General features: G+C 71.8%; 21 protein-coding genes and 1 pseudogene. 10 read left to right on the forward strand and 12 right to left on the reverse strand.

What is annotated here, in order from left to right:
• A complete protein-coding gene (locus tag KXC43_RS46540; protein ID WP_221382714.1) occupies positions 1-717 on the reverse strand; it encodes a hypothetical protein in 717 nt (238 codons plus the stop codon).
• Positions 718-788: 71 nt separating this feature from the next.
• On the opposite strand from KXC43_RS46540, the pseudogene KXC43_RS52105 reads away from it, so the two are divergent.
• A pseudogene (locus KXC43_RS52105) lies at positions 789-1139 on the forward strand (S1 family peptidase); the annotation flags it as partial.
• Between the two features lie 208 nt (positions 1140-1347).
• On the opposite strand, the gene KXC43_RS46550 reads toward KXC43_RS52105, so the two are convergent.
• The 5 genes from KXC43_RS46550 to KXC43_RS52110 form a co-directional block, all read right to left on the reverse strand.
• A complete protein-coding gene (locus tag KXC43_RS46550) occupies positions 1348-1731 on the reverse strand; it encodes a VOC family protein (protein WP_221382715.1) in 384 nt (127 codons plus the stop codon).
• A 60-nt stretch (positions 1732-1791) separates the two neighbouring features.
• The gene (locus KXC43_RS46555) at positions 1792-2571 is read right to left on the reverse strand and encodes a hypothetical protein (RefSeq protein WP_221382716.1); all 780 of its coding nucleotides are present in this window, start codon (positions 2569-2571) and stop codon (positions 1792-1794) included.
• Between the two features lie 198 nt (positions 2572-2769).
• Positions 2770-3057, reverse strand: a complete 288-nt coding sequence (locus KXC43_RS46560) for a hypothetical protein (protein WP_221382717.1) — start codon at positions 3055-3057, stop codon at positions 2770-2772.
• Between the two features lie 94 nt (positions 3058-3151).
• Positions 3152-4150, reverse strand: coding sequence for a polysaccharide deacetylase family protein (locus KXC43_RS46565; protein ID WP_221382718.1), 999 nt, complete (start codon positions 4148-4150; stop codon positions 3152-3154).
• Between the two features lie 195 nt (positions 4151-4345).
• On the reverse strand, positions 4346-5554 hold the full coding sequence (locus KXC43_RS52110) for a YncE family protein (RefSeq protein WP_255646011.1): 1209 nt from the start codon (positions 5552-5554) through the stop codon (positions 4346-4348).
• A gap of 129 nt (positions 5555-5683) precedes the next feature.
• On the opposite strand from KXC43_RS52110, the gene KXC43_RS52115 reads away from it, so the two are divergent.
• The 3 genes from KXC43_RS52115 (at position 5684) to KXC43_RS46585 (ending at position 10635) form a co-directional block, all read left to right on the forward strand.
• Positions 5684-6217 carry an RNA polymerase sigma factor gene (locus tag KXC43_RS52115; RefSeq protein WP_308129574.1) on the forward strand — a complete coding sequence of 178 codons (534 nt, stop codon included), beginning with the start codon at positions 5684-5686 and terminating at the stop codon, positions 6215-6217.
• Positions 6210-6929 (forward strand): hypothetical protein, encoded by a 720-nt coding sequence (locus tag KXC43_RS46580; protein ID WP_221382721.1) that lies wholly within the window; start codon positions 6210-6212, stop codon positions 6927-6929. Before KXC43_RS52115 ends, KXC43_RS46580 begins: the two co-directional genes overlap by 8 nt.
• Positions 6930-7050: 121 nt before the next feature.
• Positions 7051-10635 (forward strand): S8 family peptidase, encoded by a 3585-nt coding sequence (locus KXC43_RS46585; RefSeq protein ID WP_255646013.1) that lies wholly within the window; start codon positions 7051-7053, stop codon positions 10633-10635.
• A 28-nt stretch (positions 10636-10663) separates the two neighbouring features.
• Here the strand turns inward: KXC43_RS46585 and KXC43_RS46590 are convergent, their stop codons facing one another.
• Positions 10664-11602: a helix-turn-helix domain-containing protein gene (locus KXC43_RS46590; protein WP_308129575.1), complete on the reverse strand. Its 939-nt coding sequence runs from the start codon at positions 11600-11602 to the stop codon at positions 10664-10666.
• A gap of 123 nt (positions 11603-11725) precedes the next feature.
• On the opposite strand from KXC43_RS46590, the gene KXC43_RS46595 reads away from it, so the two are divergent.
• The 6 genes from KXC43_RS46595 to KXC43_RS46620 all read left to right on the forward strand — a co-directional run bounded on the left by KXC43_RS46595 (position 11726) and on the right by KXC43_RS46620 (position 18173).
• On the forward strand, positions 11726-12868 hold the full coding sequence (locus tag KXC43_RS46595) for a type III PLP-dependent enzyme (RefSeq protein ID WP_221382722.1): 1143 nt from the start codon (positions 11726-11728) through the stop codon (positions 12866-12868).
• An 85-nt stretch (positions 12869-12953) separates the two neighbouring features.
• The gene (locus KXC43_RS46600) at positions 12954-13295 is read left to right on the forward strand and encodes a nucleotide pyrophosphohydrolase (protein WP_221382758.1); all 342 of its coding nucleotides are present in this window, start codon (positions 12954-12956) and stop codon (positions 13293-13295) included.
• A gap of 164 nt (positions 13296-13459) precedes the next feature.
• The gene (gene mptB / locus KXC43_RS46605; protein ID WP_221382723.1) at positions 13460-14860 is read left to right on the forward strand and encodes a polyprenol phosphomannose-dependent alpha 1,6 mannosyltransferase MptB; all 1401 of its coding nucleotides are present in this window, start codon (positions 13460-13462) and stop codon (positions 14858-14860) included.
• On the forward strand, positions 14857-16011 hold the full coding sequence (locus tag KXC43_RS46610) for a glycosyltransferase 87 family protein (protein WP_221382724.1): 1155 nt from the start codon (positions 14857-14859) through the stop codon (positions 16009-16011). The genes mptB and KXC43_RS46610 overlap by 4 nt, the downstream gene beginning before the upstream one ends.
• A 130-nt stretch (positions 16012-16141) precedes the next feature.
• Positions 16142-16861, forward strand: coding sequence for an ABC transporter ATP-binding protein (locus KXC43_RS46615; RefSeq protein WP_308129578.1), 720 nt, complete (start codon positions 16142-16144; stop codon positions 16859-16861).
• 1 nt (position 16862) lies between these two features.
• The gene (locus tag KXC43_RS46620) at positions 16863-18173 is read left to right on the forward strand and encodes an FtsX-like permease family protein (RefSeq protein ID WP_221382726.1); all 1311 of its coding nucleotides are present in this window, start codon (positions 16863-16865) and stop codon (positions 18171-18173) included.
• Between the two features lie 8 nt (positions 18174-18181).
• Here the strand turns inward: KXC43_RS46620 and KXC43_RS46625 are convergent, their stop codons facing one another.
• The 5 genes from KXC43_RS46625 to KXC43_RS46645 are packed head-to-tail and all read right to left on the reverse strand — an operon-like array spanning position 18182 to position 22945.
• Positions 18182-19228, reverse strand: coding sequence for a VWA domain-containing protein (locus KXC43_RS46625; protein WP_221382727.1), 1047 nt, complete (start codon positions 19226-19228; stop codon positions 18182-18184).
• Positions 19228-20184, reverse strand: a complete 957-nt coding sequence (locus tag KXC43_RS46630) for a VWA domain-containing protein (protein WP_221382728.1) — start codon at positions 20182-20184, stop codon at positions 19228-19230. Before KXC43_RS46630 ends, KXC43_RS46625 begins: the two co-directional genes overlap by 1 nt.
• Positions 20181-21068 (reverse strand): DUF58 domain-containing protein, encoded by an 888-nt coding sequence (locus KXC43_RS46635; RefSeq protein WP_221382729.1) that lies wholly within the window; start codon positions 21066-21068, stop codon positions 20181-20183. Before KXC43_RS46635 ends, KXC43_RS46630 begins: the two co-directional genes overlap by 4 nt.
• Before the next feature lies 1 nt (position 21069).
• Positions 21070-22083, reverse strand: coding sequence for an AAA family ATPase (locus KXC43_RS46640; RefSeq protein ID WP_221382730.1), 1014 nt, complete (start codon positions 22081-22083; stop codon positions 21070-21072).
• Between the two features lie 28 nt (positions 22084-22111).
• Positions 22112-22945: a S1C family serine protease gene (locus KXC43_RS46645; protein ID WP_255646014.1), complete on the reverse strand. Its 834-nt coding sequence runs from the start codon at positions 22943-22945 to the stop codon at positions 22112-22114.
• Positions 22946-23012: the final 67 nt, after the last annotated feature.

Raw genomic sequence — 23012 nt, forward strand, 5'->3', positions numbered from 1 at the left:
TCAGAGGTCGTCCTCCGGGTCGCCCGAGGCCTCGTACTCGATCTCGTCGTCCGGCTCGCCGGTGTGCAGGATGTCGGTGCCGCCGGTGAACTGCCGCAGCTTGAACAGGCGCAGCCCGACGACGCCGGTCGCGCCGATCACCTCGAGGCCGGCCGCCGACTCGCCGGAGAGCGTGATGCCGCCGGTGGCCTTGCCCAGCTCGAGGAGGCGCAGCACGTCGGCTGTGGCGCTGAGCTCGAAGGTCGAGTTGGCCTTGCGCGACGAGATGACCGTGCAACCCTGGCCCGTGTACGTCGAGAAGACCACCTTGTGCCGGCGGCGCCAACCCTCGACCTCGCGCAGCGCGGCGCCGACCCGGGCGACATCCTCGATCGAATCGACGGTGAGCACGGGCGCGTCGACGTAGAACGAATCCGACGCCGAGAACTCGATGCGGATCGAGGCCTCGAGGTCGACCTGCGGGATGTTCGGCACCTCGGCGCCGGCGACGAACCTCGTCACGCGTACGCCGTCGGACCGGAACCGCAACCGGGCCGGCGCGCCCGAGGCGGTGGCGAAGGTGATCCCGTACTCGGCGATGTTGCCCGTCTTGACGAAGACGCCGTCACTGATCACGCCGTAGTCGCCCAGCGCGAACGTGTTGGTCACGGGCACCCACGCCGCGTGCACGTCGAGCTCGGAATGCAGAATCTGGCCGAACTTCCTGGCGGTGCCCATGCGGCTCATCCTGGCCCGCTCCGCGTCCGTGCACAACGGACCGGCCGGGCGATGTGACCCGCGCGCTATAGATTGACAGCCTTAAATGGTCGCTCGGCACGGTCCGGGCCGACCGGGTGCTCTACGCCACGATGACCGGAACCGATGTCGCGCTCTACCGGCTCACCAGCACCTACGCGACCCTGTCGAGCCGCTACGGGGTCACCGCGCTGACCATCGCGAGCAGCCGCCCGTCCGACGGCGCGAGCATCGCCATCCCGTCCAGCTACTGGAAGCGGATCGGGAACTGCAAGATCGACGGCTTCGTGCCCCAGCTGCGTGAGGGCGAATGGACGTGGCGCGACTCGATCCGCTACGACACGGCCTGCGACACCATCCACGGCACGTCCGGCTCCCCGATCGTGGACGCCGCCACCAACCAGATCGTCGGCATCAACAACACCGGCAACGACGACGGCGAGAGGTGCACCCTCAACAATCCGTGCGAGGTAGCCGCGGACGGCACCACGAAGGCGTTCCAGGGCCAGAGCTACGGCGAACAGACCTATTGGTTCACCACGTGCCTGACCACGAGCCGCACGATCGACCTGAACAGGTCCGGCTGCCTGCTGACGAGGCCGTGGCCCGGGCTCAGGCGACGCAGAACTCGTTGCCCTCGGGGTCGAGCATCTCCACGTGGCCGAGTTGGTCGCCGTAGTGGTGGTCGCGGACCTCGGTCGCGCCGGCCGCGCGCAGCTCGGCGACCCTGGTTCGGATGAGGCGCTCGCGGGCGGGCATGTCCCACGGGGGCTCGCCGGCCACCCGGATGTCGATGTGGAGGCGGTTCTTGCTGGTCTTCGGCTCGGGCACCCGCAGGAAGCTGATCGCCGGGCCGCGGCCCCCAGGGTCGATGAGCGAGGCGCCGTCGGGGTCGTCGTAGCCGGGCTCGGCGATGTAGCCCAGCGCCGTCGCCCAGAAGGCGGCCAGCCGGTGCGGATCGGCGGCGTCCCCGCCGAGGGTCCAGTGCGTCGACATGTCCTGCACGTTAGCCCGGCCAGGCGGGCGGCACAGGCCCGAACCGGGGCCGGGGCAGGGTCAGCGCCACGCGGCGGCGAACGTGGGCTCTGCGGCGGGCTGGGCCTCGGTGAGGCCGGCCGGCAGGTGGCGGTGCAGTTCGGCGGCCCGGGTGGTGGCCAGCCAGGACTCCTGACGCAGGCTGTCGCGGGTGCGGCGGGCCAGTTCGGCGTCGTGGGCGGCGGCACGCTCGGTGGCCACGGCGCGCTCGTAGTGGTCGCGCAGGTGGCCGGCGGCGGCGCGGAAGACGACCAGTTCCTGCTCCAGCGGGTGCAGGCGCGCATCCCAGCCGGCCCGACCGGCCAGGGCGTCGGCCACCGCCGCGGCCGGCAGCCAGCCGTTGTCGGCGGCGGTGCGGACGGCCTTGTGCAGGAAGCGCTCGCGGGCCGCGTACTCGGTGGGGGTCTGCGCGCTCCACGGGATGCCGAAGGCGGCCCCGGCCCGGCGGGTGCGCAGCCGGGCGTCGGCGTCCAGCCAGGCCTGCCAGGCCTCGGTGACCTCGTCGGACGCCAGTTCCCAGCGCTCCTGCCAGCGCTCGGCGGCCAGCGCGGCCCGGTCGGCGGCGACCCGCACCTCCTCGGCGAACTGGGTGGCCGCGATGGCCTCGAGGGCCAGTTCGCGGCGCTCCTCGGTGCGGTCGCGCAGCCACGAGAACGTCTCGCGCAGCGCCTGCAACGGGTTGGCCATCGCCCGCGGGCTGGCCAGCAGCAGCATGGCCGGCAGGGTGAGGATCCACAGGGTCACCCAGATGGCCGCCGGGGCCGGGGTGGTCAGCAGCATTTCGGCAACAACGTTGTTCATCGCCAGGAAGTCCTGTCCGCTCGGAGATGTCGGGCTGTGCGCCGACGAGGGCGCGAGTGGGGTGCAACGAGGCCGACGAGGGGACGAGAATCCGCTCCGCCGAAGGCCGTTCAGCTCCGCGCGGGCCGGAGCACGAGGGCAGCCGGAGGCACGGAGGCGGCGACCACGGGCACGGCCGCGAGGGCCGTCAGCGCGTGATCAGGCGGAGTGGAGAGGCGGGGCGCGGGAGCCGGAGACACCGGCGGTGCGCTGCGCCCGGAGAGCCCGCGTACGGTCGGCGACGGGCGCCGCCGTACGGGTTTCTGCCTCGACCGGCTCGGTGGCCGGAGTGTCGGCAGTGGAATCCGCGGCGGGGGCGGTGTGCGCCACGCCCGCGGAGGAAAGCACCTGTGATGTCGTCTGCGGCGCGGTCAGGCCCAGCGTCAGCAGCAGGAGCAGAAGTGGCAACGACCGCAGCAGAGCGCCGCGGACTGAGTTCGTTGCCATGCGTCCCAATCTACCCACTCGGGCACGAAAGGACAGACGCCACTCCGGATGATCAAGCGTGGGGATGCGGAACCCGCACCCCCACGCCCGACGGTCAGCCCACCCGGCAGCTCAGCGACGGCCAGTTCCAGTTACCGCCGTGCTGAATGGTGAGGCCGAACGTGTTGCCGTTCCCGTTGGGCCGCGCCGTCATCACCAGGCCGGTGCTGTCGTAGCTGACCGAGGCGTTCCAGGTGGCGAGGACCCGCTGCGGCGAGCGCAGGGTCACGGTGACGACCCAGTTGGTGGCGCCGTTCACGGTCACCGAGCCGTTGAAGCGGTCGGACCACTGCTGGCCGGCGGTGTAGGTGGTGGTGCAGGCGCCGCTGGTGGGCGGGGGTGTGGTCGTCGGCGGAGTGGTCGGGCCGGAGCCGCCGTCGGGGGCCACGGCCCGGCCGGTGGAGGGCGAGATCGTGCCGGCGCACAGGCCGCGCTGGGCCAGGCCGGCCGCGATCTGCGGGATGGCCGCGATGGTCGTCTGGTAGTTGTCGTGCATCAGGATCAGCTGGCCGTTCGTCAGCCGCGAGGCGGCCTGCACGATCTGCGCGGTGCTCGCCCCGTTCCAGTCCTGCGAGTCGACATCCCAGGTGACCGTGCGCAGCCCGAGCGCCGAGGCGGCCGACTGGAGCGTCCCGTTGGTCTCGCCGTACGGGGGCCGGAAGATCGTCGGGGTGCCGCCGCCGGCGTTGCGGATGGCCGTCTGGGTGCGCGACAGCTCCGACGACATGGCGGACTGGCTCAGCGTGAGCATGTGCGGGTGGGTGTAGCTGTGGTTGGCGACCCACATGCCGGCCGACACCTGGGCCGCCACGAGGCCGGGATTGGCCGCCGCGTTCTGGCCGGTGTTGAACATCGTGGCCCGCAATCCGTTGCTGCGCAACGTGTTCAGCAGCGACGTGGTGGTGCCCGGGTTGGGCCCGTCGTCGTAGGTGAGGCCCACGTAGCCGTTGGCGCAGCTGGCGGCGGCTTGCGCCGGGGGGATGAGGGCGACCGCGCCGGCGCCGGCCAGCAGCGCCGCCGCGACGGTCAGTAACAGGGATCGAGGACGGATCACGGGGGACTCACCTTCGTCGGTTTCGGGGGAGTGTGACGGCGGACAGCCGGTGGAAGCCGTCCGCCGTCACGCGATCGACGATCGTCGTTGGATCCATCTTGGGAGCGCGTCCACGATCCGTCAACCTTTAACTTCCGGCGGATTATCGGCTGGTGGAGCCGCTGATCATGGTTACAACTAATCCGAAACTTTCGGTCATCTGACGGAAAGCAGGTCGGTCAGGTCGTCCACCCTGGCCCGGCCCTGAAGCGTGCCCGAGCCGGCGTCCAGCCAGGCCACTGCGTTCTCGCCTCCGGCATAGAGCCGCGATCCGTCGGGGCTGAGCCGCAACCCGCGTACGGCCGACGGCAGCACCCACGTCGCCAGGACCTGATCGGTGGTGCGATCGAGCGCGTGCACGGCTGCGCCGTCGGCGGCCAGCAGCCGGGCGTCCGGGCTGAAGACGAGGCTCGCTGCGCCCCGGCCGGCCGCGATCCGAGCCACCCGCTCGATCTGCAGCGTTTCGGTGTTCGCATGCGCGATCGACCCGGATGCCGTGTCCAGCACCGCGAGCCGCGACCCGTCGACCGCCAGCGCGTGCCCCTCGGCCGGCCCCTGCCCGAACGGATCGGGCAGGTCGAGGCAGTACGCCCAGCGCTCGGTCAGGTGCAGCACGTGGACGAACGCGTGCACGTGGCTGCGGGTGCCGTTGAGCAGATTGCGGGTGTGCTGGTGCTCGGGCTGGTGGGTGTAGAGCGTGTACAGCGTCTGCCTGTCCGGCGAGTACACCGCCTGCCGTCCACGGCCCTGCATCTGTTCCTCGGCGCCCGCGGGCACGGGCGTCTTGTTCCGCGTGAGCAACGGGTGCAGCTTGCCGTCGTTGAAGTCCAGCAGCCGTACGCGGTAATGCCCGGGCCGATCGGCGGGCAACCAGTCGAGCACGAACAGGCCGGTGCCGTCGGACGTGAAGGCGTCCGGCTCGACGCAGCCCGGCAGGTTGAACTTCTGTCGCCGGCCGGACCCGATCACCAGCAGGCCCGAGGTGGTGCGGGCGGCCGGCGGCTCGCCCGGCGGAGTCGTCAGCAGGACACACAGATCCGACGACTCGGCAACCACCCGGGGCACCCACCCACCCCCGATCGACTGCTTCTGGGCGGGTGCCCCGGTCGCCGCGTCCACCCGCACGAGGCTGTCGCCGGCGACGGCGTACGCGCTGTGGCCGGACCGGCTCAGCACCGACTGCGCGCCGATCGGGCGCACCTCGGTCCCGCTGAGCCGCACGACCCCGGAACGGCTGCCTGCCAGCAGCACATCGGGCACCGAGGACGGCAGTGCGGCGGCTGCCTCGCGCTCGCGGCAGCCGGCCAGGGCGGAGGCGGCGAGCACGCCACCGGAGAGCGTCAGGAACGAGCGGCGTGTGGTCATGTCTTGCAGACACCACAACTTCGCATCGGGTTCCGGGAACCGTTCCGCCGCGGCCGGTGTCAGTGCAGTGTCGGTGCGAATAAGGAGCCGAGGCTGAGAGAGGCCATCGAGATCGACGATGCGACGGCGGTGAGCCGGACGCGGGGTGGCGACCTGGGGGCGTACGAGATCCTGGTCGCCCGCTACACCGTGCCCGCGCACCGGGCCGCCGTGCTGCTCGGCGCGGGTGACGACGCCGACGACGTGGTGCAGGAGGCGCTGGTGAAGGCGTACCGGCAGTTGTCGCGCTACCGCGGCGAGTCCGGCTTCCGCCCGTGGCTGCTCGCGATCGTGGCCAACGAGACGCGCAACCTGCACCGGTCCCGCCGGCGCCGTGACGGCCTGGCCCTGCGCGCCGCCTCGGCGTCCGAGCCGCTGCCGGACGCGCCCGACCCGGCCGACACCGTGCTGGCCCGCGAACGCCGGGAAAGGCTGGTCGACCGGCTGCGGCTGCTCGACCGGCGCGATCAGGACGTGCTCGTCTGCCGCTTCCTGCTCGACCTCAGCGAGCAGGAGACGGCGGCGGCGCTGGGTGTGCCCAAGGGCACGGTGAAGTCGCGGACCTCGCGGGCGCTGGCCCGGTTACGCGAGCATCTGCGGGCCGAGGAGGTGCCCGGTGCCTGAACGCGACGACGACCTGATCGCCGAACTGCGCGGCCTCGACGGCTGGCTGGCCGTGCCCGAGGCGGCCGACCAGCGGGTGGCCGTCCGCGAGCGCCTGACCGCCCGCCGGGGCAGCCGGTGGCGGGTCTGGCTCGCGGCCGCCGTGGCGGCGGTCGCCGTCACCTTCGCGGTCGAGCCGGCCCGGGCCGCGGTCGTCGACGTGGTCGCCTCGGTGCTGCGGGTGGCGGGTATCGAAGTACGCCGGGAAGCCGCCCCGCCGATTCCCCAAGCAAGCCCCAGCCCGCTGCCCTCGGCCGGTGCGGTCAGCCTCGAGGTGGCGAAACAGCGGGCTCCGTTCGTCGTGCGGATGCCGGCCGCACTCGGTCCGCCCGAGGGCGTCGAGATCGCCGACCCCGACGACAACGGGCTGCCCCGGGTGGTCAGCGCCCGCTATCGCGACGGCACGGTGCGGTTCGACCAGTTCGACGGGTCCGCCGGCGCCTTCTTCAAGCAGGCGCGTGAGGCCGAGTGGGTCGAGCTGGGCGGCGACATGGCGATCTGGCTGCCCGGCCCGCACACGCTCACCTACGTCGACCGCACCGGGGCCGAGCGCAGCGCGACCGCCCGGCTGGCCACGCCCACCCTGATCTGGGAGCGGGGTCAGGTGACCTACCGGCTCGAGGGCTTCACCAGCCTCGACGACGCCCGCGCGGCCGCCCTGTCACTTTCTTGACCAAGGTCGTTCAGGGGCTGTCCACATCGCGCCATGTCGTCTCTGCGGCACCGCGAAGACCTCCCGGCCGGACATCGGCGCACTTCAAAATGCGTGGCAACCCCACGCTAAGGAGTCGGCCTTGTCACCACACAAGCGCCTCACCCGCGCACTTGCCGGCGTCCTGATCGGAGCCGGCAGCGTCGCCGGGTTCCCCCCAGGACCCGCCGCTGCCACCCCGGCCGCACCAGCGCCCGCTCGCGCCGCAACCCCTCCGGCCGCGCAGGCGATCACGCTCGTCACCGGCGACCTCGTCCAGCTGGCTCCGGCCGGCGAGGGCCGGGTGGCGGCGACGGTGCGGCCGGGCCCCGGTCGCGAACGCATGTCGTTCACGACCACCGAGACCAAGGACGGCATCCGGGTCGTCCCGCGCGACGCTGTGCCACTGATCGCCGACGGACGCGTCGACGCGGAGCTGTTCGACGTGCAGCACCTCGTCGACGAGGGCTACGGCGACGCGGCCAGCCCGACTCTGCCGCTGATCGTGCAGTCGTCGCCGGGCGCCCGCGCCCTGAGCGCCGCCCCGGGCACCGATCTGCCCAGCCTCGGCGCCGTGGCCGTGCGCGCCGACAAGAAGTCGCTCGCGGACTTCTGGCGTACGCAAGCGGGCGCCGGAACCGGCTCACGCACCGCACCCACCGGCAAGATCTGGCTCGACGGCAAGGTCGAGCCGGTGCTCGATCGCAGCACCGCGCAGATCGGCGCGCCGGATGCCTGGAAGGCCGGCCTGGACGGCGCCGGCGTCAAGGTGGCTGTGCTCGACACCGGCGCCGACCAGACCCACCCCGACCTGTCCGGGCGCGTTCTCGAGGCCCGCGACTTCAGCGGTAGCAACACCGGCACGACCGACCACTTCGGACACGGCACGCACGTGGCGGCCACCGTCGCGGGCTCGGGCGCCGGAGCGAACGGCACCCGGAAGGGTGTGGCGCCCGGCGCACGGCTGCTGATCGGCAAGGTGCTCGACGACAGCGGATCCGGCTACGAGTCCGGCATCATCGCCGGCATGGAGTGGGCGGCCGGGACCGGCGCCAAGGTCGTCAACATGAGCCTGGGCGGCGGCGCCACCGACGGCACCGACCCGATGAGCGCGGCCGTCGACGAGATCAGCGCGGCCACCGGCGCCCTCTTCGTGGTGGCGGCGGGCAACGAGGGTCAGGACTACACCGTCGGCACGCCCGGCGCGGCGCCCTCGGCCCTGACCGTGGGCGCGGTCGACCGCGACGACCGGATGGCCGAGTTCTCGAGCCGGGGCCCGCGCTTCGGCGACGAGGGCCTGAAGCCGGAGATCACCGCGCCCGGCGTCGGCATCGTCGCCGCCCGCGCCGAGGGCACCGCGATGGGTGACCCCGTCGACGCGCTCTACACCGCGGCCAACGGCACCTCGATGGCCACGCCGCACGTGGCCGGCGCGGCCGCCATCATCGCCCAGCAGCACCCGGACTGGACCGGCGCCCAGATCAAGGACGAACTGGTCAGCACGGCCAGGACCCAGGCCGAGACCTCGGTCTACGCGCAGGGCGCGGGCCGGGTCGACCTGACCCGGGCCACCACCCAGCAGGTGCACGCGACCGGGGTGGCCGACTTCGGGCTGCGCGCCCTCGACGAGACCCCGGCCAAGGTGGAACGAACCGTCACCTACACCAACACGGGCGCCGCCCCGGTGACGCTGACCCTGAGCAAGAACGTCGCCGCGATCAGCCTCTCGGCGGCCACGGTGACCGTTCCGGCCGGCGGCGCCGCCGATGTCACGCTCACCTTCGACATCGCCGCGGCCACCCCCGGCCAGTTCAGCGGCTGGCTCACCGCCACCGGACCGGGCGACGTCAAGGTCACCACGGCGATCGGCGGCACTCTGGACAAGGAACGCCACCTGGTCACGTTCAAGGCCGTGAACCGGGCCGGGGAGCCCGCGGCCGTGCCGGTGCTGCAGGCGTTCGGTGACGAGCACCGCTACGACATCCTGAACTACCTGATGACGGGTCAGGAGAAGACGTTCCAGGTGGGTGCGGGCGACTACCTGGTCGACGCGACCATCCAGGACGGCGACCGCTCGGACGAGCAGGACAACCTCATCACCATCCCGGAGCTCAGGGTCGACCGCGACCTGACCGTGGTGCTCGATGCCCGTACGGCCAAGCCGATCCGCATCGAGACGCCCAAGCCGGCCGAGCAGCAGACGGTGGAGAGCTACTACGCGCACCGGGTCACCGGCGCCGGTCGCAGCATCATCAACGGCTTCATGAACTTCAGCACGATCCAGAAGATCAACGTGACGCCGACCGCGAAGCTCCGTGCGGGCAGCTACGAGTTCTCGTCGCGCTGGCAGCTGGTCGCTCCGCTCGCGCAGGCGACCATCCCGGGCGTCACCGGGGAGCTCGACATCAATCCGGTCGTGACCTCCCCGATGTACGACGGCACGCGCCGCTTCGACCTCGTGAAGGGCCTCGGCGGCAAGGTCCGCGGCAAGGCGGTCGTGATCGAGGCCGACAATCAGGAGGACGCGTCGCAGGCCGCGGCCGACGCCGGCGCCGCTCTGGCCCTGGTCGTTGTGCCCGCCGACCGCAGCGCCTGGCAGCCGTGGGAGCCCAGCAGTCCGCGACTGCCGATCCCGACCGCGCTCGTGCCGAACGACGACGGACAGCGGATCCTGGCCCGGGCCGCCAAACCCGGCGCGAGCATCTCGTTGACGCTCACCCCGAACAGTCCCTACCTGTACGACGTCTTCCAGGTGACCAGGAACCAGGTGCCCGCGACCGGGATCGTGCACAAGGTCACCGCGGCCAACTCGCACCGGGTCACCGCGAGCTACCCGGACAACGGCGGCCTCGACTGGATCAAGGAGCAGCGCTTCGCCTGGCGCCCGGCCCAGGAGTACTCCTGGAACGACACGTACCGTCAGGTCCGCACGCCGTCGGTGCGCGAGGAGTGGGTGTCGGTCGGTGACACCGTGTGGCAGCACCAGGTGCACCATGAGTTCTCCTGGATCAGCTTCGGCGGCAGCCTGCGGGGCGGCATCGAGGAGGACCCGGTCTCGTACCCGAAGGCCGGCACCTCGTCGGAGACGTGGAACAAGCCCGTCGTCCGGCCGGCCACGCCCAGCGGCTACACCAACATCCGCGAGGGCAACACGCTGAAGTTGCGGGTGGCGTCCTTCGTGGACAGTAGCGACACGCACCACCTGGTCGAGGCGACCCCGACGACGCTCTCCCGCAACGGCGCCGAGATCGCCACGCTGAACGACGGGTGGCAGGACGTGCCGGTGCCGGCCGGGACCGCCACGTACAAGCTGGCGATGACCACCAAGCGGCTCAGCATGGACGCCGCCGACTGGCAGTACGGCACGTCCACGGCGACCGAGTGGACCTTCAAGTCGGGCGGCGCGGGCACGCTGCCGCTGCTCCAGATCGGTTACGACGCGCCGGTCACCCCGACCGGCGTGGCCACGAAGCTTCCGCATCTGCTCGGCGTCAAGGCGCCGAACGCGCGGAAGGTGAAGGTGGAGACCTCGGCCGACGAGGGCAGAACCTGGAGGACGGCCTTGACCATCGGCTCGGCGGTCGTCGTGCCGGCCGGGAAGGGAACGGTGTCGCTGCGGGTGACCGCCTCCGATCGGTCCGGGAACTCGGTCACGCAGACCGTGATCCGGGCCTACGGCCGGGCATGAAACCGCTCGCGGAGGACCGGTGGCCGGCCTACAGCCAGCCCCGTCGGGCGGCCTGGAACGCCAGGCCGGCCCGGGTGTCCACGCCGGCCGCCTCCATCAGGCGGTCGAGCCGGCGCTGGACCGTCCGGCGGCTGACGCCGAGCTGGGTGGCGATGGACTTGTCCGGTAGCCCCGCGACGAAGAGTGACAGCAGCAGCTTGTCGGGCTCCTCCTCGGTGCCGTCGGGCAGCAGCGGAGTGGCGCGTTCCCAGTAGCTCTCGAAGAGAGCGACGAGGGCGTCGAGGAGCTCACTGGGGCGGATCAACGCCGCGGTGGGCTCCCCGACGCCGCGGGAGGCGTCGGGCACAAGCGGGCAGATCGCGAGGTTCCGATCGGCGATCGCCAGGCGTACGGGCAGGGTGGGAAGTGTCCGCGAGAGCTCGCCCAGCCGCATCGCGTCGACGATGCTGTCCAGCTCGCCGGGCTTCTCGAGCAGGTCGCGTTCGTAGATCGCCCGGTAGCGGACGCCGCGTTCCAGCGCCCCGGACTCCTCCTCGTTGTCCGGGCCCTGCATCGCTATCGGGTTGGCCCGGCAGAACCAGAGGATCTCGTCGCGGGCCGAATCCTGCATTTCCCGCAGCCGGTCCCGCAGGGCCGGTGCGCCGACCACGATCTCGACCAGGTGGTCGGAGTTCCGCCGGCGGGTGTTGGTGCGGTACTCCTCGCTGAGCGCGGCCACCATCTGCCGCGACGACTCGAGGGCCTGCTGCTCGCGCAGCAGCGTCTCGCCCAGCGCGACGTCGGCCGGCAGGGCGTGAAACAGCGGGCCGGGCGTAGCCAGGCCCTTGCGGTGCAGGGCCTCGAGCAGCGCGGAGGCCTCGGCGGGATCGAGGCCGGCCTGCGCCGCCAGATCCGTCGGGGCAGCCCCGGCCATCCGCACGAGCAGGCGGTAGGCGTGCTGCTCCGGTGTGGAGAGCAGGTCGGACACGCGGTAACTGTAGTGAGGGTTCCGAATCTTTCCGGATATCGATTTCTGGCAAACACGCAGAGCATTGATGGAAGTACGCTGAGTGTCGTCGTTGCCCCCGTCATCGATGAGGACACCGCAGCCATGACAGTGACCGCAGATGAGACAGCGCAGCCGGCGTCAGCGGCCGGCCCGCAGCAGACACCGTGCCTGGTGATCGACGTCGACGTGGCCCGTGAGCAGTACAAACGGATCGCCGACGCCTTCGCCGGGGCCCACATCCACTACGCAGTGAAGGCCAATCCCGAACTGCCCCTCCTGCAGGCGCTGGTCGCCGCCGGGTGCCGGTTCGACGTCGCCAGCCGGGCCGAGATCGACCTCTGCCTGGCCGCCGGCGCCTCTCCGGGTGACCTCAGTTACGGCCATCCGATCAAGAAGAGCGAGGACATCGCGTACGCGTACGCCCGTGGGGTACGCATGTTCGCCTTCGACAGCGAGGGCGAACTCGACAAGATCGTCCGGCATGCGCCCGGTTCCTCGGTGCTGTGCCGGGTGCTCGCCTCCAGCAAAGGGGCGCGCTGGCCGCTGAGCCGCAAGTTCGGGTGCGTGCCCGAGATGGCGGTCGACCTGATGAAAGTGGCGGCGTTGCGCGGGCTCGATCCGGCCGGCATCGCCTTCCACGTCGGGTCTCAGCAGCTCTATCCGGAAAGGTGGGAACCGAGTGTCGCCACCGCCGCGGCAATCTTCGCCGAGCTTCGCGAATCGGGCATCTCGCTCCGCATCCTGAACGCCGGGGGCGGCTTCCCGGTCTCGTACCGCACACCGGTCGCACCGATCTCGGCCTACGCGGCGGCGATCGCGGCGGCCGTGCGGCGGCACTTCGGGCTGTTCACGCCGTCGCTCATGATCGAGCCGGGCCGGTACGTGGCGGCGCCCGCCGGGGTGCTGCACACCCAGGTCGTGCTGGTCGCGCGCAAGTCCTATGACGACGACGAGCCGCGCTGGGTCTACCTCGACGTGGGCCGCTTCGGCGGGCTCGCCGAGACGGAGGAGGAAGCCATCCAGTACGAGCTGTCGACGGTCCGGGCCGGCCCGGGCGGCCCGGTGATCCTGGCCGGACCGACGTGCGACAGCGTCGACATCCTCTACCAGCACGCACCCTACGATCTCCCGCTGGACCTGGCGGCCGGCGAGGTGATCCGCATTCTGGGGACAGGTGCTTACACGGCGACGTACTCGTCCGTCGGGTTCAACGGGCTACCACCCCTGCGCACGGTGGTCCGCTGACCTCCCGTTCCTTGTCGCGGCCGTGGCTGTGCTGCTCCCGGGCACGGCCACGGCCGGCGTCTGATAGGCATGGCTCGTGTCTTCACTGCCTGAATTGACCGAGTTGGTGCGCGAGTTCGCGCGGGCGCGCGACTGGGAGAGGTTCCATACGCCCAAGAACCTCGCCATGGCCCTGGCCGGGGAGGTGGGGGAGCTGCTGGCCGAGCTGCAGTGGCTCACGCCCGAGCAGTCGGCCGCGGTGATGAGCGACCCCGAGCTGGGGCCGCGGGTGCGGGCCGAGATCGGCGATGTGACGATCTATCTCGTCCGGCTGGCCGACGTGCTCGGCATCGACCTGGTCGAGGCAGCCGCGGACAAGCTGGCCGACTCCGGTCGCCGCTACACCGTGGAGGCCGCGCGCGGCTCGGCGGCGAAGATCGCGGACTGAGTGTCCGCGCCGACGCGCCTTGCGAGACGAGACGTCTCGTCTCGCGCGGGAGGCGAGACGGATCGTCTCGTCTCGTCCGGCGCGGAGTGAGGGGACGGGCGCCGGTCACTTGAGCGACGGCATCTCGTCCCCGCAGCGACACCCTTCATTGAGAGGGTGCGGCGGTGTTGAAAGATCACGCCGCGCGCCTCACGGGATTCGCGGGGTCCTGCCTGATCGCCCTCGGCGGGCTCGGCGCGGGGGCCCTCCCGGTCGGCATCCCGTTCTTCGCCGGGCTCAAGCACGTGCGGATCGGGCTGTTCGCGGTCTACGGCGGCCTGATGCTGTTGTTGCTCGCCTGGTGGTGGCTCGGCCGGCTGAGCGCGGCCGGTGACACCCGCGCGATGTGGCGTACCGCCGCGCTCTGGGCCGCGCCCCTGCTCGTCGCGCCGCCGATGTTCAGCCGCGACGTCTACAGCTACCTCGCCCAGGGGCTGATGCTCGGCGAGGGGATGGACGTCTATCAAGCCGGGCCGTCGGCGCTGGGTGGCTTCTTCGCCGAGCAGGTGCCTACGATCTGGCAGCACACCCCCAGCCCGTACGGCCCGGTCTTCCTGCTGACCGCTCAGCTGGTCACCGCGCCGATCGCCGGGCACCTGCTGACCGGCGTGGTCGCGATGCGGTTGCTGGCCGTCGGCGGCCTCGCGCTTCTGGCGTACGTGCTGCCGACGCTGGCCACCTCGGCCGGAGTTCCGCCGCACAAGGCGCTGTGGCTCGCCGTCCTGAACCCGCTCGTGCTGATCCACTTCGTCGGCGGCGCGCACAACGACGCGCTGATGGTCGGCCTGCTCGCGGCCGGGCTGGCCGCCGCCGTCCGGAACCGGCCCCTGGTGGCGACGCTGCTGATCGTGGCGGCCGGGCTGATCAAGGCGCCTGCCGTGCTGGGCCTGGTGGCGGTCGCGGTGATCTGGGCATCGCGGATCGACGGCCGGCTACCCCGGCTGCGTGCGTCGGCGGCGGTGGGCGCCACCGCGGCCGCGGCGACCGCGGTCCTCACTCAGATCGCGGGCACCGGCTACGGCTGGATAGCCGCCCTGGATACGCCGATCTCACCGCAGAACCTCTCGTTGACCAGTGTGCTCGGCCGCTGGACGGCCGGTCTGTTGCGCGAGGACGGCGTCGGCGAGGTCTTCGCGCTGAACCTGTGGCGCTGGCTGGGCGTGCTGGCCACGCTGGTCGTCGCCGGTCTCGTCTGGGCCTGTCTCGACCGCCTGGGTCCGCTCTACGGGCTGGGATTGGTGCTGATCGCACTCGTGGCGTTCGGCCCGGCGCTGCGCCCCTGGTATCTGATCTGGGGTCTGGTGCCGCTGGCGGCAGCGGCCGGTCATCGCTGGGTGCGGCGCGCTCTGGCTGCCGTCTGCGGGGTGATGACGCTGGTGGTGCTGCCCGACGGCTTCGCTGTGGACGGCGGGGAACTGCTGCTGGCGACGCTGGGTGGCCTGGCTGGATGTGCCGCTTTCCTGGCCGTGCGCCTGGCCGCCGCTCCGGCCGCCGACCGGCTCGTCCCCGCCCGGGCCGCCCGATGACGCGCCTCCGGGTGGCGATCGTGGTGGTGGCCGCGATCGCCGTCGGCGTCTTCCTGGTCACCGTGCCGACCTTCCGTGAGTTCTTCGACCTCGGCGTCTACCGCGGCGCGGTGCGCTCGTGGCTGCTCGACGGCAACGAGCTGTACAACTTCCTCTACCAGGACACCGAGTACGGCTTCACCTATCCGCCGTTCGCGGCGCTGGTCCTGGGCCCGCTCGCGCTGACCAGCTGGCCGGTCGCGATCGCCGCGAGCATCGTCGTCAACGCGGCGGCGGTGGCCCTGCTGCTGCGCTGGTTCCTGGCCCCGGTCGTACGGCGGCACGACGGCCCTATGTGGTTCGTGTGCTCGCTGGCCTTCCTGGCGATCCTCGTCTTCGAACCGGCCCGGGACACGTTCAGCTTCGGCCAGGTCAACCTGGCCCTGCTGGTGCTCGTGCTGGCCGACCTGCGCGCCCTGACCACGGGCCGCCGCTGGGCCGGCATCGGCATCGGCCTGGCCGCCGCGATCAAGCTGACCCCCGTCGTCTTCATCGGCTACCTGATCGTGACGAGGCAGTACCGCGCCGCGGCGACGGCCACGGCCACCGCGGCCGCCGCGACGCTGCTGGCCGTGCTGGTCGCCCCGGCCACGTCGGCCCAGTTCTGGCTGACCACCCTCTGGGACACCGACCGCGTGGGCCGCCTCGAATACGTCTCCAACCAATCGCTGCGCGGCGTCGCCGCCCGCCTCGAGCTGCCCTCGGCCTGGTGGCTGGCCGCGGTCGCGCTGATCCTGGCCGTGTGGTTCCTGCGCGTACGCCTGCTCCGCAACGCCCCCGACCACGCGGCCGGCTTCGCCGCCACCGGCGCAGTCGCCTGCCTGATCAGCCCCGTGACGTGGGTGCACCACCTGGTCTGGCTGCTGCCGGCGTTGTTCCTGCTGGTGGACGCTGCCCTGCAGTCCCGCTCCCGCCCCCGCCTGGCCGTCCTGGCCGCCACCTACGTGATCCTGAGCAGCAGCGTGGTCTGGCTCTGGTGGGCCGGCGCCGACGGCTTCGCGGCCGCGATCGGCAGCAACACGTACGTCTGGATCAGCATCGGCCTGCTGCTGACCGTTCCCTTCCGAACCGCCGTCCCGGCCCCGCCCCCGTCGGACCTTCTCACCAGGTGAGTAATGGGTGCAAAGCGCCCGCGCCAAGAGTCGGCCCAGTCGACTGACGTATGGCCCTCGGCGGTGAAGCGCCTACATTCGGAGAGGTCAAAACGATCTTCAGCGAAAAGGGACAGGACCGTTGAACCCTGTGGTCGAGGTCGAGAACCTCACGAAGTCGTTCCCGGCCGCCCGGGGCCGGCCCGTGCCGGTGCTGCGCGGCATCAGCCTCCAGGTGCCGCCGGGGCAGTTCCTGGCGGTGGTAGGGCCCAGCGGCTCCGGCAAGTCCACATTGCTCTACTGCATGTCCGCGCTCGAGGTGGCGACCAGCGGCCGGGTGCGCATCCTCGGCCGGGACACCGGCGGGCTGGGCCGCGGCGCGATCGCCAAGTTGCGCCGCGACCACCTCGGGTTCGTCTTCCAGTCGTACAACCTGATCCCGTCGCTCACCGCGCGCGAGAACGTCGCCCTGCCGGCCCGCCTGGCCCGCAGGCGGATCTCGGGAGCCGACGTCGACCGGGCGCTGGCCGAGGTCGGCCTGGCCGAGCGAGCCTCTTACCGCCCGTCCGCGCTGTCCGGCGGGCAGCAGCAACGGGTCGCCATCGCGCGCGTCCTGGCCGTGCGACCCGATGTCGTCTTCGCCGACGAGCCGACCGGCGCGCTCGACACCGAGTCCGGCGCGCAGGTGCTCGACCTGCTGGCCGGGGTCGCGCGGTCGGGCCAGGACCGCTCGGTGGTGATGGTCACGCACGACCTCGAAGCGGCGGCGCGGGCCGATCGGGTGCTCGTGCTGCGCGACGGTGTCATTCACCGCGAGCTGATCAGTCCGCGGGCGGACGACGTCTTCGCCGCGGTCGCCGGGGCGTCCTGACATGCTCCGGCTGATCTTCAGTGACCTGGTCGCCAACGCCCGCGTCTGGCTCGGCGCGCTGCTCATCGCGGCGGCCACGGCGACCGTCGGCGCAATCGTGGCCGGCGACATCGAGACGGCGTTCGCGGCCGGCGGCAACGAGGCGCTGGCCCTCTACGGCATCAGTGGCACGGTCGCGGCCTTCACCGTTATCACGGCGCTCGTCGTCGTCGGCGCGGTCACCAACCTCACGGTGACGTTGCAGCAGCGCGGGTACGCCCTCTGGCAGCTCGTCGGCCTGCGGCCCACCCTGGTCCGGCTGGTCGTCACCGCACAGCTGCTGGTGGTGTCCATTGTGGGCAGCGTTCTCGGCTGTCTGCTGGCCCTGCCTCTGCTGAAACCCCTTTTCCGGTACGCCTTCACGGGCTCCCCCGAGCTGTCGGCACTCAGCCCGAGGCTCACACCGGCCGGCGCCGTGCCGGTGATCCTGTTCGTTACCGTGGTGATCACCCTGGGCGGCTTCCGTGCGGCCGGACGGGCCGCCCACACCCCGCCCATTCAATCGCTGCGCGAGGTCGAGCCGCCCGACCGCCGCATGACCGTGGCCCGCTGGATGGGCGGCCTGGTCACGCTCGCCCTCGTCGCCGCGATCGTGGCCACCCTGCCCGCCACCGGCCTCGACACCATGGCCGTCCCGCTGATGCTGCTGAGCCCTTTGCTCGCCGGTGTGCTGGCGGCTTTCGGGCCGCTCTTCCTGGCCCGCCTGGTCCGCGTCTGGACGTCCCTGGTGCCGGCCACCGCGTCCGCCGCCTGGTTCCTGGCCCGCAACAGCACCGCCGCCAACGCGGCCCGCAGCACCGCCACGATCAGCCCTCTGATGGTCGCCGTGGCCCTGGCCGGCGGCTTGTACGCGGCGAATGGCGCGGTCGGCGCACCGTCCGGCGCCCTCTCCACCGGCTCGGTGGTCCTACTCGTGGGCGGCCCGCTCTTGCTGGCCGTGCTCGGCGCGGTCGCCACCGTCTTCATGTCCAGCCGGCGCCGGGAGCGGGAGTTCGCCCTGATAACCGCGGCCGGCGGCACCCCCGCGCTGGTCCTCACCGCGGCTGCTGCCGAAGCCGTCATCTACGTAGCTACTGCCCTGCTTCTGGGTTTGTCCGCGGTCGCCGCGACCACGGTGATCGGCGCCTGGGCAGCCGGCGTGTGGACCGTGGCCGGGGCGCTGCCGTCCCTGACGATCGCCACCCTGGCCTTGGTGCTGCTGCTGGCGGCAACCGTCCTGCCCACCATCGTGGCCCTGCGTCACGAGGTGCCTCGGGTGCTGGCGCCCGAGTGATACCGGGCTCAGCGTCGAGGAACCCGGTTCCACCAGAGCGAAAGCCCCACACCGCCCAGCACCAGAACCGACGCGGCCAGCACGAACCAGAACGTGATCTCGACTTCCTGCTTGCGGAGGGTGAACTCGCGGGGCAGGTCGGTGAGCACGTCCACCAGCTGGTCGGCGTCCTCGGCGCGGAAGTACCGGCCGCCGGTCGTGTCAGCCACCTGGATCAGGGCCTCCTCGTCGATCTGCATGTTGCGGCCGCCGCGGCCACCGCCCCAGCCCCGGCCGCCGCCGAACGGGGAGTCGCCGCCGATCTGGTCGGCCGTGCAGACCATCGGCGCCGGCTCGGTCGTGCCGAAGCCGATCGTGTAGACCCGCAGCCGACGGGCCGCTGCCTGTTCGGCCGCGGTCACCGGGTCGACGCCGGTGGTGTTGGAGCCGTCGGTCAGCACCACGATCGTGTCCGGCTCGTAGTCGCCCAGCTGCCCGGGCGAGCCGAGGTCGACGCCGGTCCTGGCCACCCGCGGGTTGCTCTCGGCGATGGCGTCGATCGACGTGAGGATCGCCTGGCCGATGGCGGTGCCCCGGGCCGTGCGCAGGGTTCCGATCGCGTCCAGCAGCGCGCCCTTGTCGGTGGTGGGGGCTACGAGCAGGCCCGCGATGCCCGAGAAGGCGACCAGTCCGATCCTGGTTCCGTCCTCCTGTTTCTCGACGAACTGCCGGGCCGCGTCGGTGGCCACGGTGAAGCGGTTCGGCTCGATGTCGGTCGAGCACATCGAGCCCGAGACGTCGATCGCCAGCAGCACCGACGTGCTGTTCGAGGGTACCGAGACCGAGGCTTGCGGGCGGGCCAGCGCACCGCCCAGGGCCAGCAGCCCGGCCAGGAACAGGAAGACCGGGAGGCGCCGGCGCCACGACGTACGGCCGGGGAGGGCGGCTCGGATCAGCGCGACGCTCGACACCGTGACCGCCGCCCGCTTGCGCCGCCGGTTGAACCACCAACGGATCGCCAGCAGCAGCGGCACCGCCAGCAGGGCGGTCAGGGCCCACGGCCAGCTGAACGACATCAGATGATCCTTCCGTGCCAGCGGGAGCCGAGTACGGCGCCCAGCATGAGCAGCAGCAGGGCGGCGCCGGCGAACGGCGCGGTCAGTTCGAGCGGTTCCTTCTTGGCGGTCAGGCGCAGGTCGATCGCCTTGGTGGTGTCGGTCAGGGTGTCGGCGTCGCCGGCCGGCAGGTAGGCGCCGCCGGTGGTCTGGGCGACCGTGGTGAGCAGGGCCGGGTCGAGCGCCGTGCCCAGTTGGAAGCCGTCGACCTCGACGGTGGCGCCGCGTTCGGTGCCGACACCGACGGTCTGGATGCGCACGCCGGCCGCCGCCGCGAGTTCGGCCGCGGCGACCACGTCGGGCCCGCCGGTTTCCTGTCCGTCGGAGAAGAGGACGATCGTGGCCGACGGCCAGTAGCCGAGGTCGGGCGGCGCCGCGCCCTCCTCGGGCAGGGTGATCGGCTTGCCCGTGATCGTGCCCAGCGCGACCATGATCGCCTGCCCCAGCGAGGTGCCGCCGCTCGCCGCGAGCCGGCTGATCGCGGCCAGCGCGGCCTGATGGTCGTCGGAGGGGGCCTGGGTGAGCAGCGCCTGATCGCCGAAGACGAGCACGCCGACGTCGACCGTGCTCGGCTGCTCGTCGACGAACGCGCGGGCGGCGGCCTGGGCGGCTCCGAGCCGGGTGGGCTGCACGTCGCCGGCCCGCATGCTGTTCGACACGTCGAAGGCGAGGAGCACCGTTCCCGAGACGCGGGGCACGGTGACCTCGGCCTGCGGCCGGGCCAGCCCGACGAGCAGAACCGGCAGGGCGAGGAGAACGAGCGCGTACGGGAGATGACGGCGCAGCGCGCCCGTCGGCGTGAACCCGGCCTTGCGTAACGCGGCCGTGCGCCTCTTCTGCAGATTCACGTACGCGTAGACGGCCGCCGCCGTCACGAGCAGGGCGACCGCGAGCACGACCGGATACAGGAAGCTCACCGCCGCCCCCGCCCCGAACGTTGCACCAGGTCGATGAGGGCGGCCAGCAGGTCCTGGTCGGTGGTGACGCGCTGGGCGCTCACCCCGGCCCGGCGCATGCCCGCGGCCAGTTCCGTCTCGCGGGCGCCGGCCTGATCGGCGAGCCGGCTCCGCAGCAGCGGATCACTGGTGTCGACCAGCAGCTGTTCGCCGGTCTCGGCGTCCTCGACCAGGATGACGCCGAGGTCGGGCAGCTCGACCTCGGCCGGGTCGACCACCCGGATCACCACGACCTCGTGCCGGTGGGTGAGCCGGGCCAGGGGCCTGTCCCAACCCGGGTCGCCGATGAAGTCGCTCATCACGAAGATCAGGCTGCGCCGGCGGGAGGTGGTGGCCGCGGCCAGTTGCAGCATGGCTTCCAGGTCGGTGGTCTTGCCGGGCTTTCCCTGGGGCGACGGCCGTAGCAGCTCACGGGTGATCCGTAGTACCTGGTCGCGGCCGCCGCGGGGCGGGATGACCTGGTGCCCGGCGTTGTCGTACAGGATCGCCCCGACCCGGTTGCCGCCCCGCGCGACCAGCCGCGCGATGCTGACGGCGAGTTCGGTCGCGGTCGATTCCTTGCCGGCGCCCTGGCCGAACCGCATCGAGGCCGACCGGTCGATCACCAGCCAGGCGGTGAGCTCGCGGTCCTCGGTGTACTGCCGCACGTACGGCTCGTCGAGGCGTGCCGTGACGTTCCAGTCGATGTGGCGCACGTCGTCCTCGGCCGTGTAGAGCCGCAGGTCGGTGAAGTCGATGCCGGCGCCGTGCCACACCGTGCGGTAGTTGCCCTGCAGCCGCCCGTCGAGCCGCCGCCCGAGCCGCCATTCCAGGCGCCGCAGCAAACGATCCGGGGCTGAGCTCATGTCAGCGGCCCCGGCCCGCCGGCTCCGGGATCGCCACGTTGGCCAGCACCTTCTGCAGGATCACGTCGGCCGTGACCTCGTCCGAGAGGGCTTCGTACGAGAGCACCAGCCGGTGCCGCAGCACGTCCAGGGCCAGGTCGCTCAGATCTTCCGGTACGACGTACTCGCGGCCCCGGATGAAGGCGAGCGCCCGCGCGGCCAGCACCAGGCTGATCGACGACCGCGGGCTGGCGCCGAACGTGACGTACCGGGCGAGGTCGGTCAGGCCGATGCGGGCCGGGTCCCGGGTGGCGTGGGCGAGCTGCACGGCGAACTCGATCAGCGACGGGTCGACGTACACCTGGTCGGCCTGTTGCTGGAGGGCGACCAGCTTCCCGGGGTCGATGATCTTCTGGATGACCGCGGCCGGGGTGAGCGCCCGCTCGACGACGACGAACTCCTCGGTGACGCTCGGATACCCGACCAGCACCTTCATCATGAAGCGGTCGATCTGGGCCTCGGGCAGGGGATAGGTGCCCTCGGTCTCGATCGGGTTCTGGGTGGCCATGACCAGGAACGGGTTGGGCACCTGGTGGGTCTCGCGGCCGATGGTGACCTGTCTTTCCTGCATCACCTCGAGCAGCGCGCTCTGCACCTTGGCCGGCGCCCGGTTGATCTCGTCGGCCAGCAGCAGGTTGGTGAAGACCGGGCCCAGCTGCACCTGGAACTCGCCGGTGGGCTGGTGGTAGACGCGGGTGCCGACGATGTCGGCCGGCACCAGGTCGGGGGTGAACTGCACCCGGTGGAACTCGCCGCCGATCGCCTCGGCCAGCGACTTCACGGCGAGGGTCTTGGCCAGGCCGGGCACCCCCTCGACGAGGATGTGGCCGCGTGCGAGCAGCGCCACCAGCAGCCGTTCGAGCAGGTGGTCCTGGCCGACGATGGTCTTCTTGACCTCGTACAGCACCTTCTCGATCGGTCCGGCCGAGGCCGGCGCGTCGTTCCAGTCGTAGGGGCCGCGTGCCGGCATGTTCATGCGTCCGTCCTTCAGGTGGGCCGAGGGGTCACAGCGGTGGGTTGCTGCCGTCGCCCTCCCCGGCGCCGAGTGCGGCGCCGATCGGGACGGCGAAACCGATGCCGATGAAGGTGCCGTCGTCGGTGGGGTTGGCCAGCGCCACCACGATGCCGATCACCTGGCCGCGGTCGTTGAGCAACGGGCCGCCCGAGCTGCCCGGGTTGACGGCGGCGTCGAACTGGATGAGCCCGGCGATGTCGCCGCCCCGGTCGCGGCTGAGGGTGCGGTCGAGGCCGGAGACGACGCCGCTGGTGGTGGTGGCGGTCAGCCCGAGCGGGTTGCCGATGGCCACCACGTCGTCGCCGATCGCCGCGCCGCCGCCGAGCACCGCGGGCACCAGGGTCTCGGGGAGCTTGGCGGGTCGCAGGGTGGCGATGTCCTGAGCGGGGCTGGAGGTGACCACCTCGGCCGGCGACTCGGTGCCGTCGGCGTACGCGATGGTGATGCTCTTCGCCCCCTCGACGACGTGGAAGGCGGTGAGGACGGTGCCGTCGGCGTTGGCGATCACTCCGGTGCCGGTGTCGGCCCCCGCGCCGCTGCCGGTCGCCTTGATCAGCACTACCGAGGGGCGGAGTGCCTGATAGACCTGGGGAACGGCGAGGGGCCCGTCAGAGGCCGAGGGCGTGGCCGACGGGAGCGTCCGGGCCGGAGACTCCGGATCACTGCCGTCGCGCAGCAGCACCACAGCCGTGATCGCGACGGCCCAGACCGCCACGGCGCCGATCAGCAGCTTCCGGCGCAGATCGGACTTCTTCCGCGAAGGCGCCGGAGCGTCGGGTGGTGCCTGCTCCGGGTCCGGGGACCGGAGCACCTCCATCTCCATTCATCGACTGTAGGAGCGTTTTCTCAAAGCCGCCCCAGAGCCGGGGCCGGGAATCCCGAGGTGTGGA

The sequence above is a fragment of the Paractinoplanes polyasparticus genome (genome assembly GCF_019710575.1).
GTDB classification, from domain to species: domain Bacteria; phylum Actinomycetota; class Actinomycetes; order Mycobacteriales; family Micromonosporaceae; genus Actinoplanes; species Actinoplanes polyasparticus.

What these genes read in the sequence shown, in the direction of transcription:
- KXC43_RS46540 (WP_221382714.1), bottom strand. Translation starts at nt 717, where the DNA reads ATGGGCACCGCCAGGAAGTTCGGCCAGATTCTGCATTCCGAGCTCGAC.
- KXC43_RS46550 (WP_221382715.1), bottom strand. Translation starts at nt 1,731, where the DNA reads ATGTCGACGCACTGGACCCTCGGCGGGGACGCCGCCGATCCGCACCGG.
- KXC43_RS46555 (WP_221382716.1), bottom strand. Translation starts at nt 2,571, where the DNA reads ATGAACAACGTTGTTGCCGAAATGCTGCTGACCACCCCGGCCCCGGCG.
- KXC43_RS46560 (WP_221382717.1), bottom strand. Translation starts at nt 3,057, where the DNA reads ATGGCAACGAACTCAGTCCGCGGCGCTCTGCTGCGGTCGTTGCCACTT.
- KXC43_RS52110 (WP_255646011.1), bottom strand. Translation starts at nt 5,554, where the DNA reads ATGACCACACGCCGCTCGTTCCTGACGCTCTCCGGTGGCGTGCTCGCC.
- KXC43_RS46595 (WP_221382722.1), top strand. Translation starts at nt 11,726, where the DNA reads ATGACAGTGACCGCAGATGAGACAGCGCAGCCGGCGTCAGCGGCCGGC.
- KXC43_RS46610 (WP_221382724.1), top strand. Translation starts at nt 14,857, where the DNA reads ATGACGCGCCTCCGGGTGGCGATCGTGGTGGTGGCCGCGATCGCCGTC.
- KXC43_RS46620 (WP_221382726.1), top strand. Translation starts at nt 16,863, where the DNA reads ATGCTCCGGCTGATCTTCAGTGACCTGGTCGCCAACGCCCGCGTCTGG.
- KXC43_RS46625 (WP_221382727.1), bottom strand. Translation starts at nt 19,228, where the DNA reads ATGTCGTTCAGCTGGCCGTGGGCCCTGACCGCCCTGCTGGCGGTGCCG.
- KXC43_RS46635 (WP_221382729.1), bottom strand. Translation starts at nt 21,068, where the DNA reads ATGAGCTCAGCCCCGGATCGTTTGCTGCGGCGCCTGGAATGGCGGCTC.
- KXC43_RS46640 (WP_221382730.1), bottom strand. Translation starts at nt 22,083, where the DNA reads ATGAACATGCCGGCACGCGGCCCCTACGACTGGAACGACGCGCCGGCC.
- KXC43_RS46645 (WP_255646014.1), bottom strand. Translation starts at nt 22,945, where the DNA reads ATGGAGATGGAGGTGCTCCGGTCCCCGGACCCGGAGCAGGCACCACCC.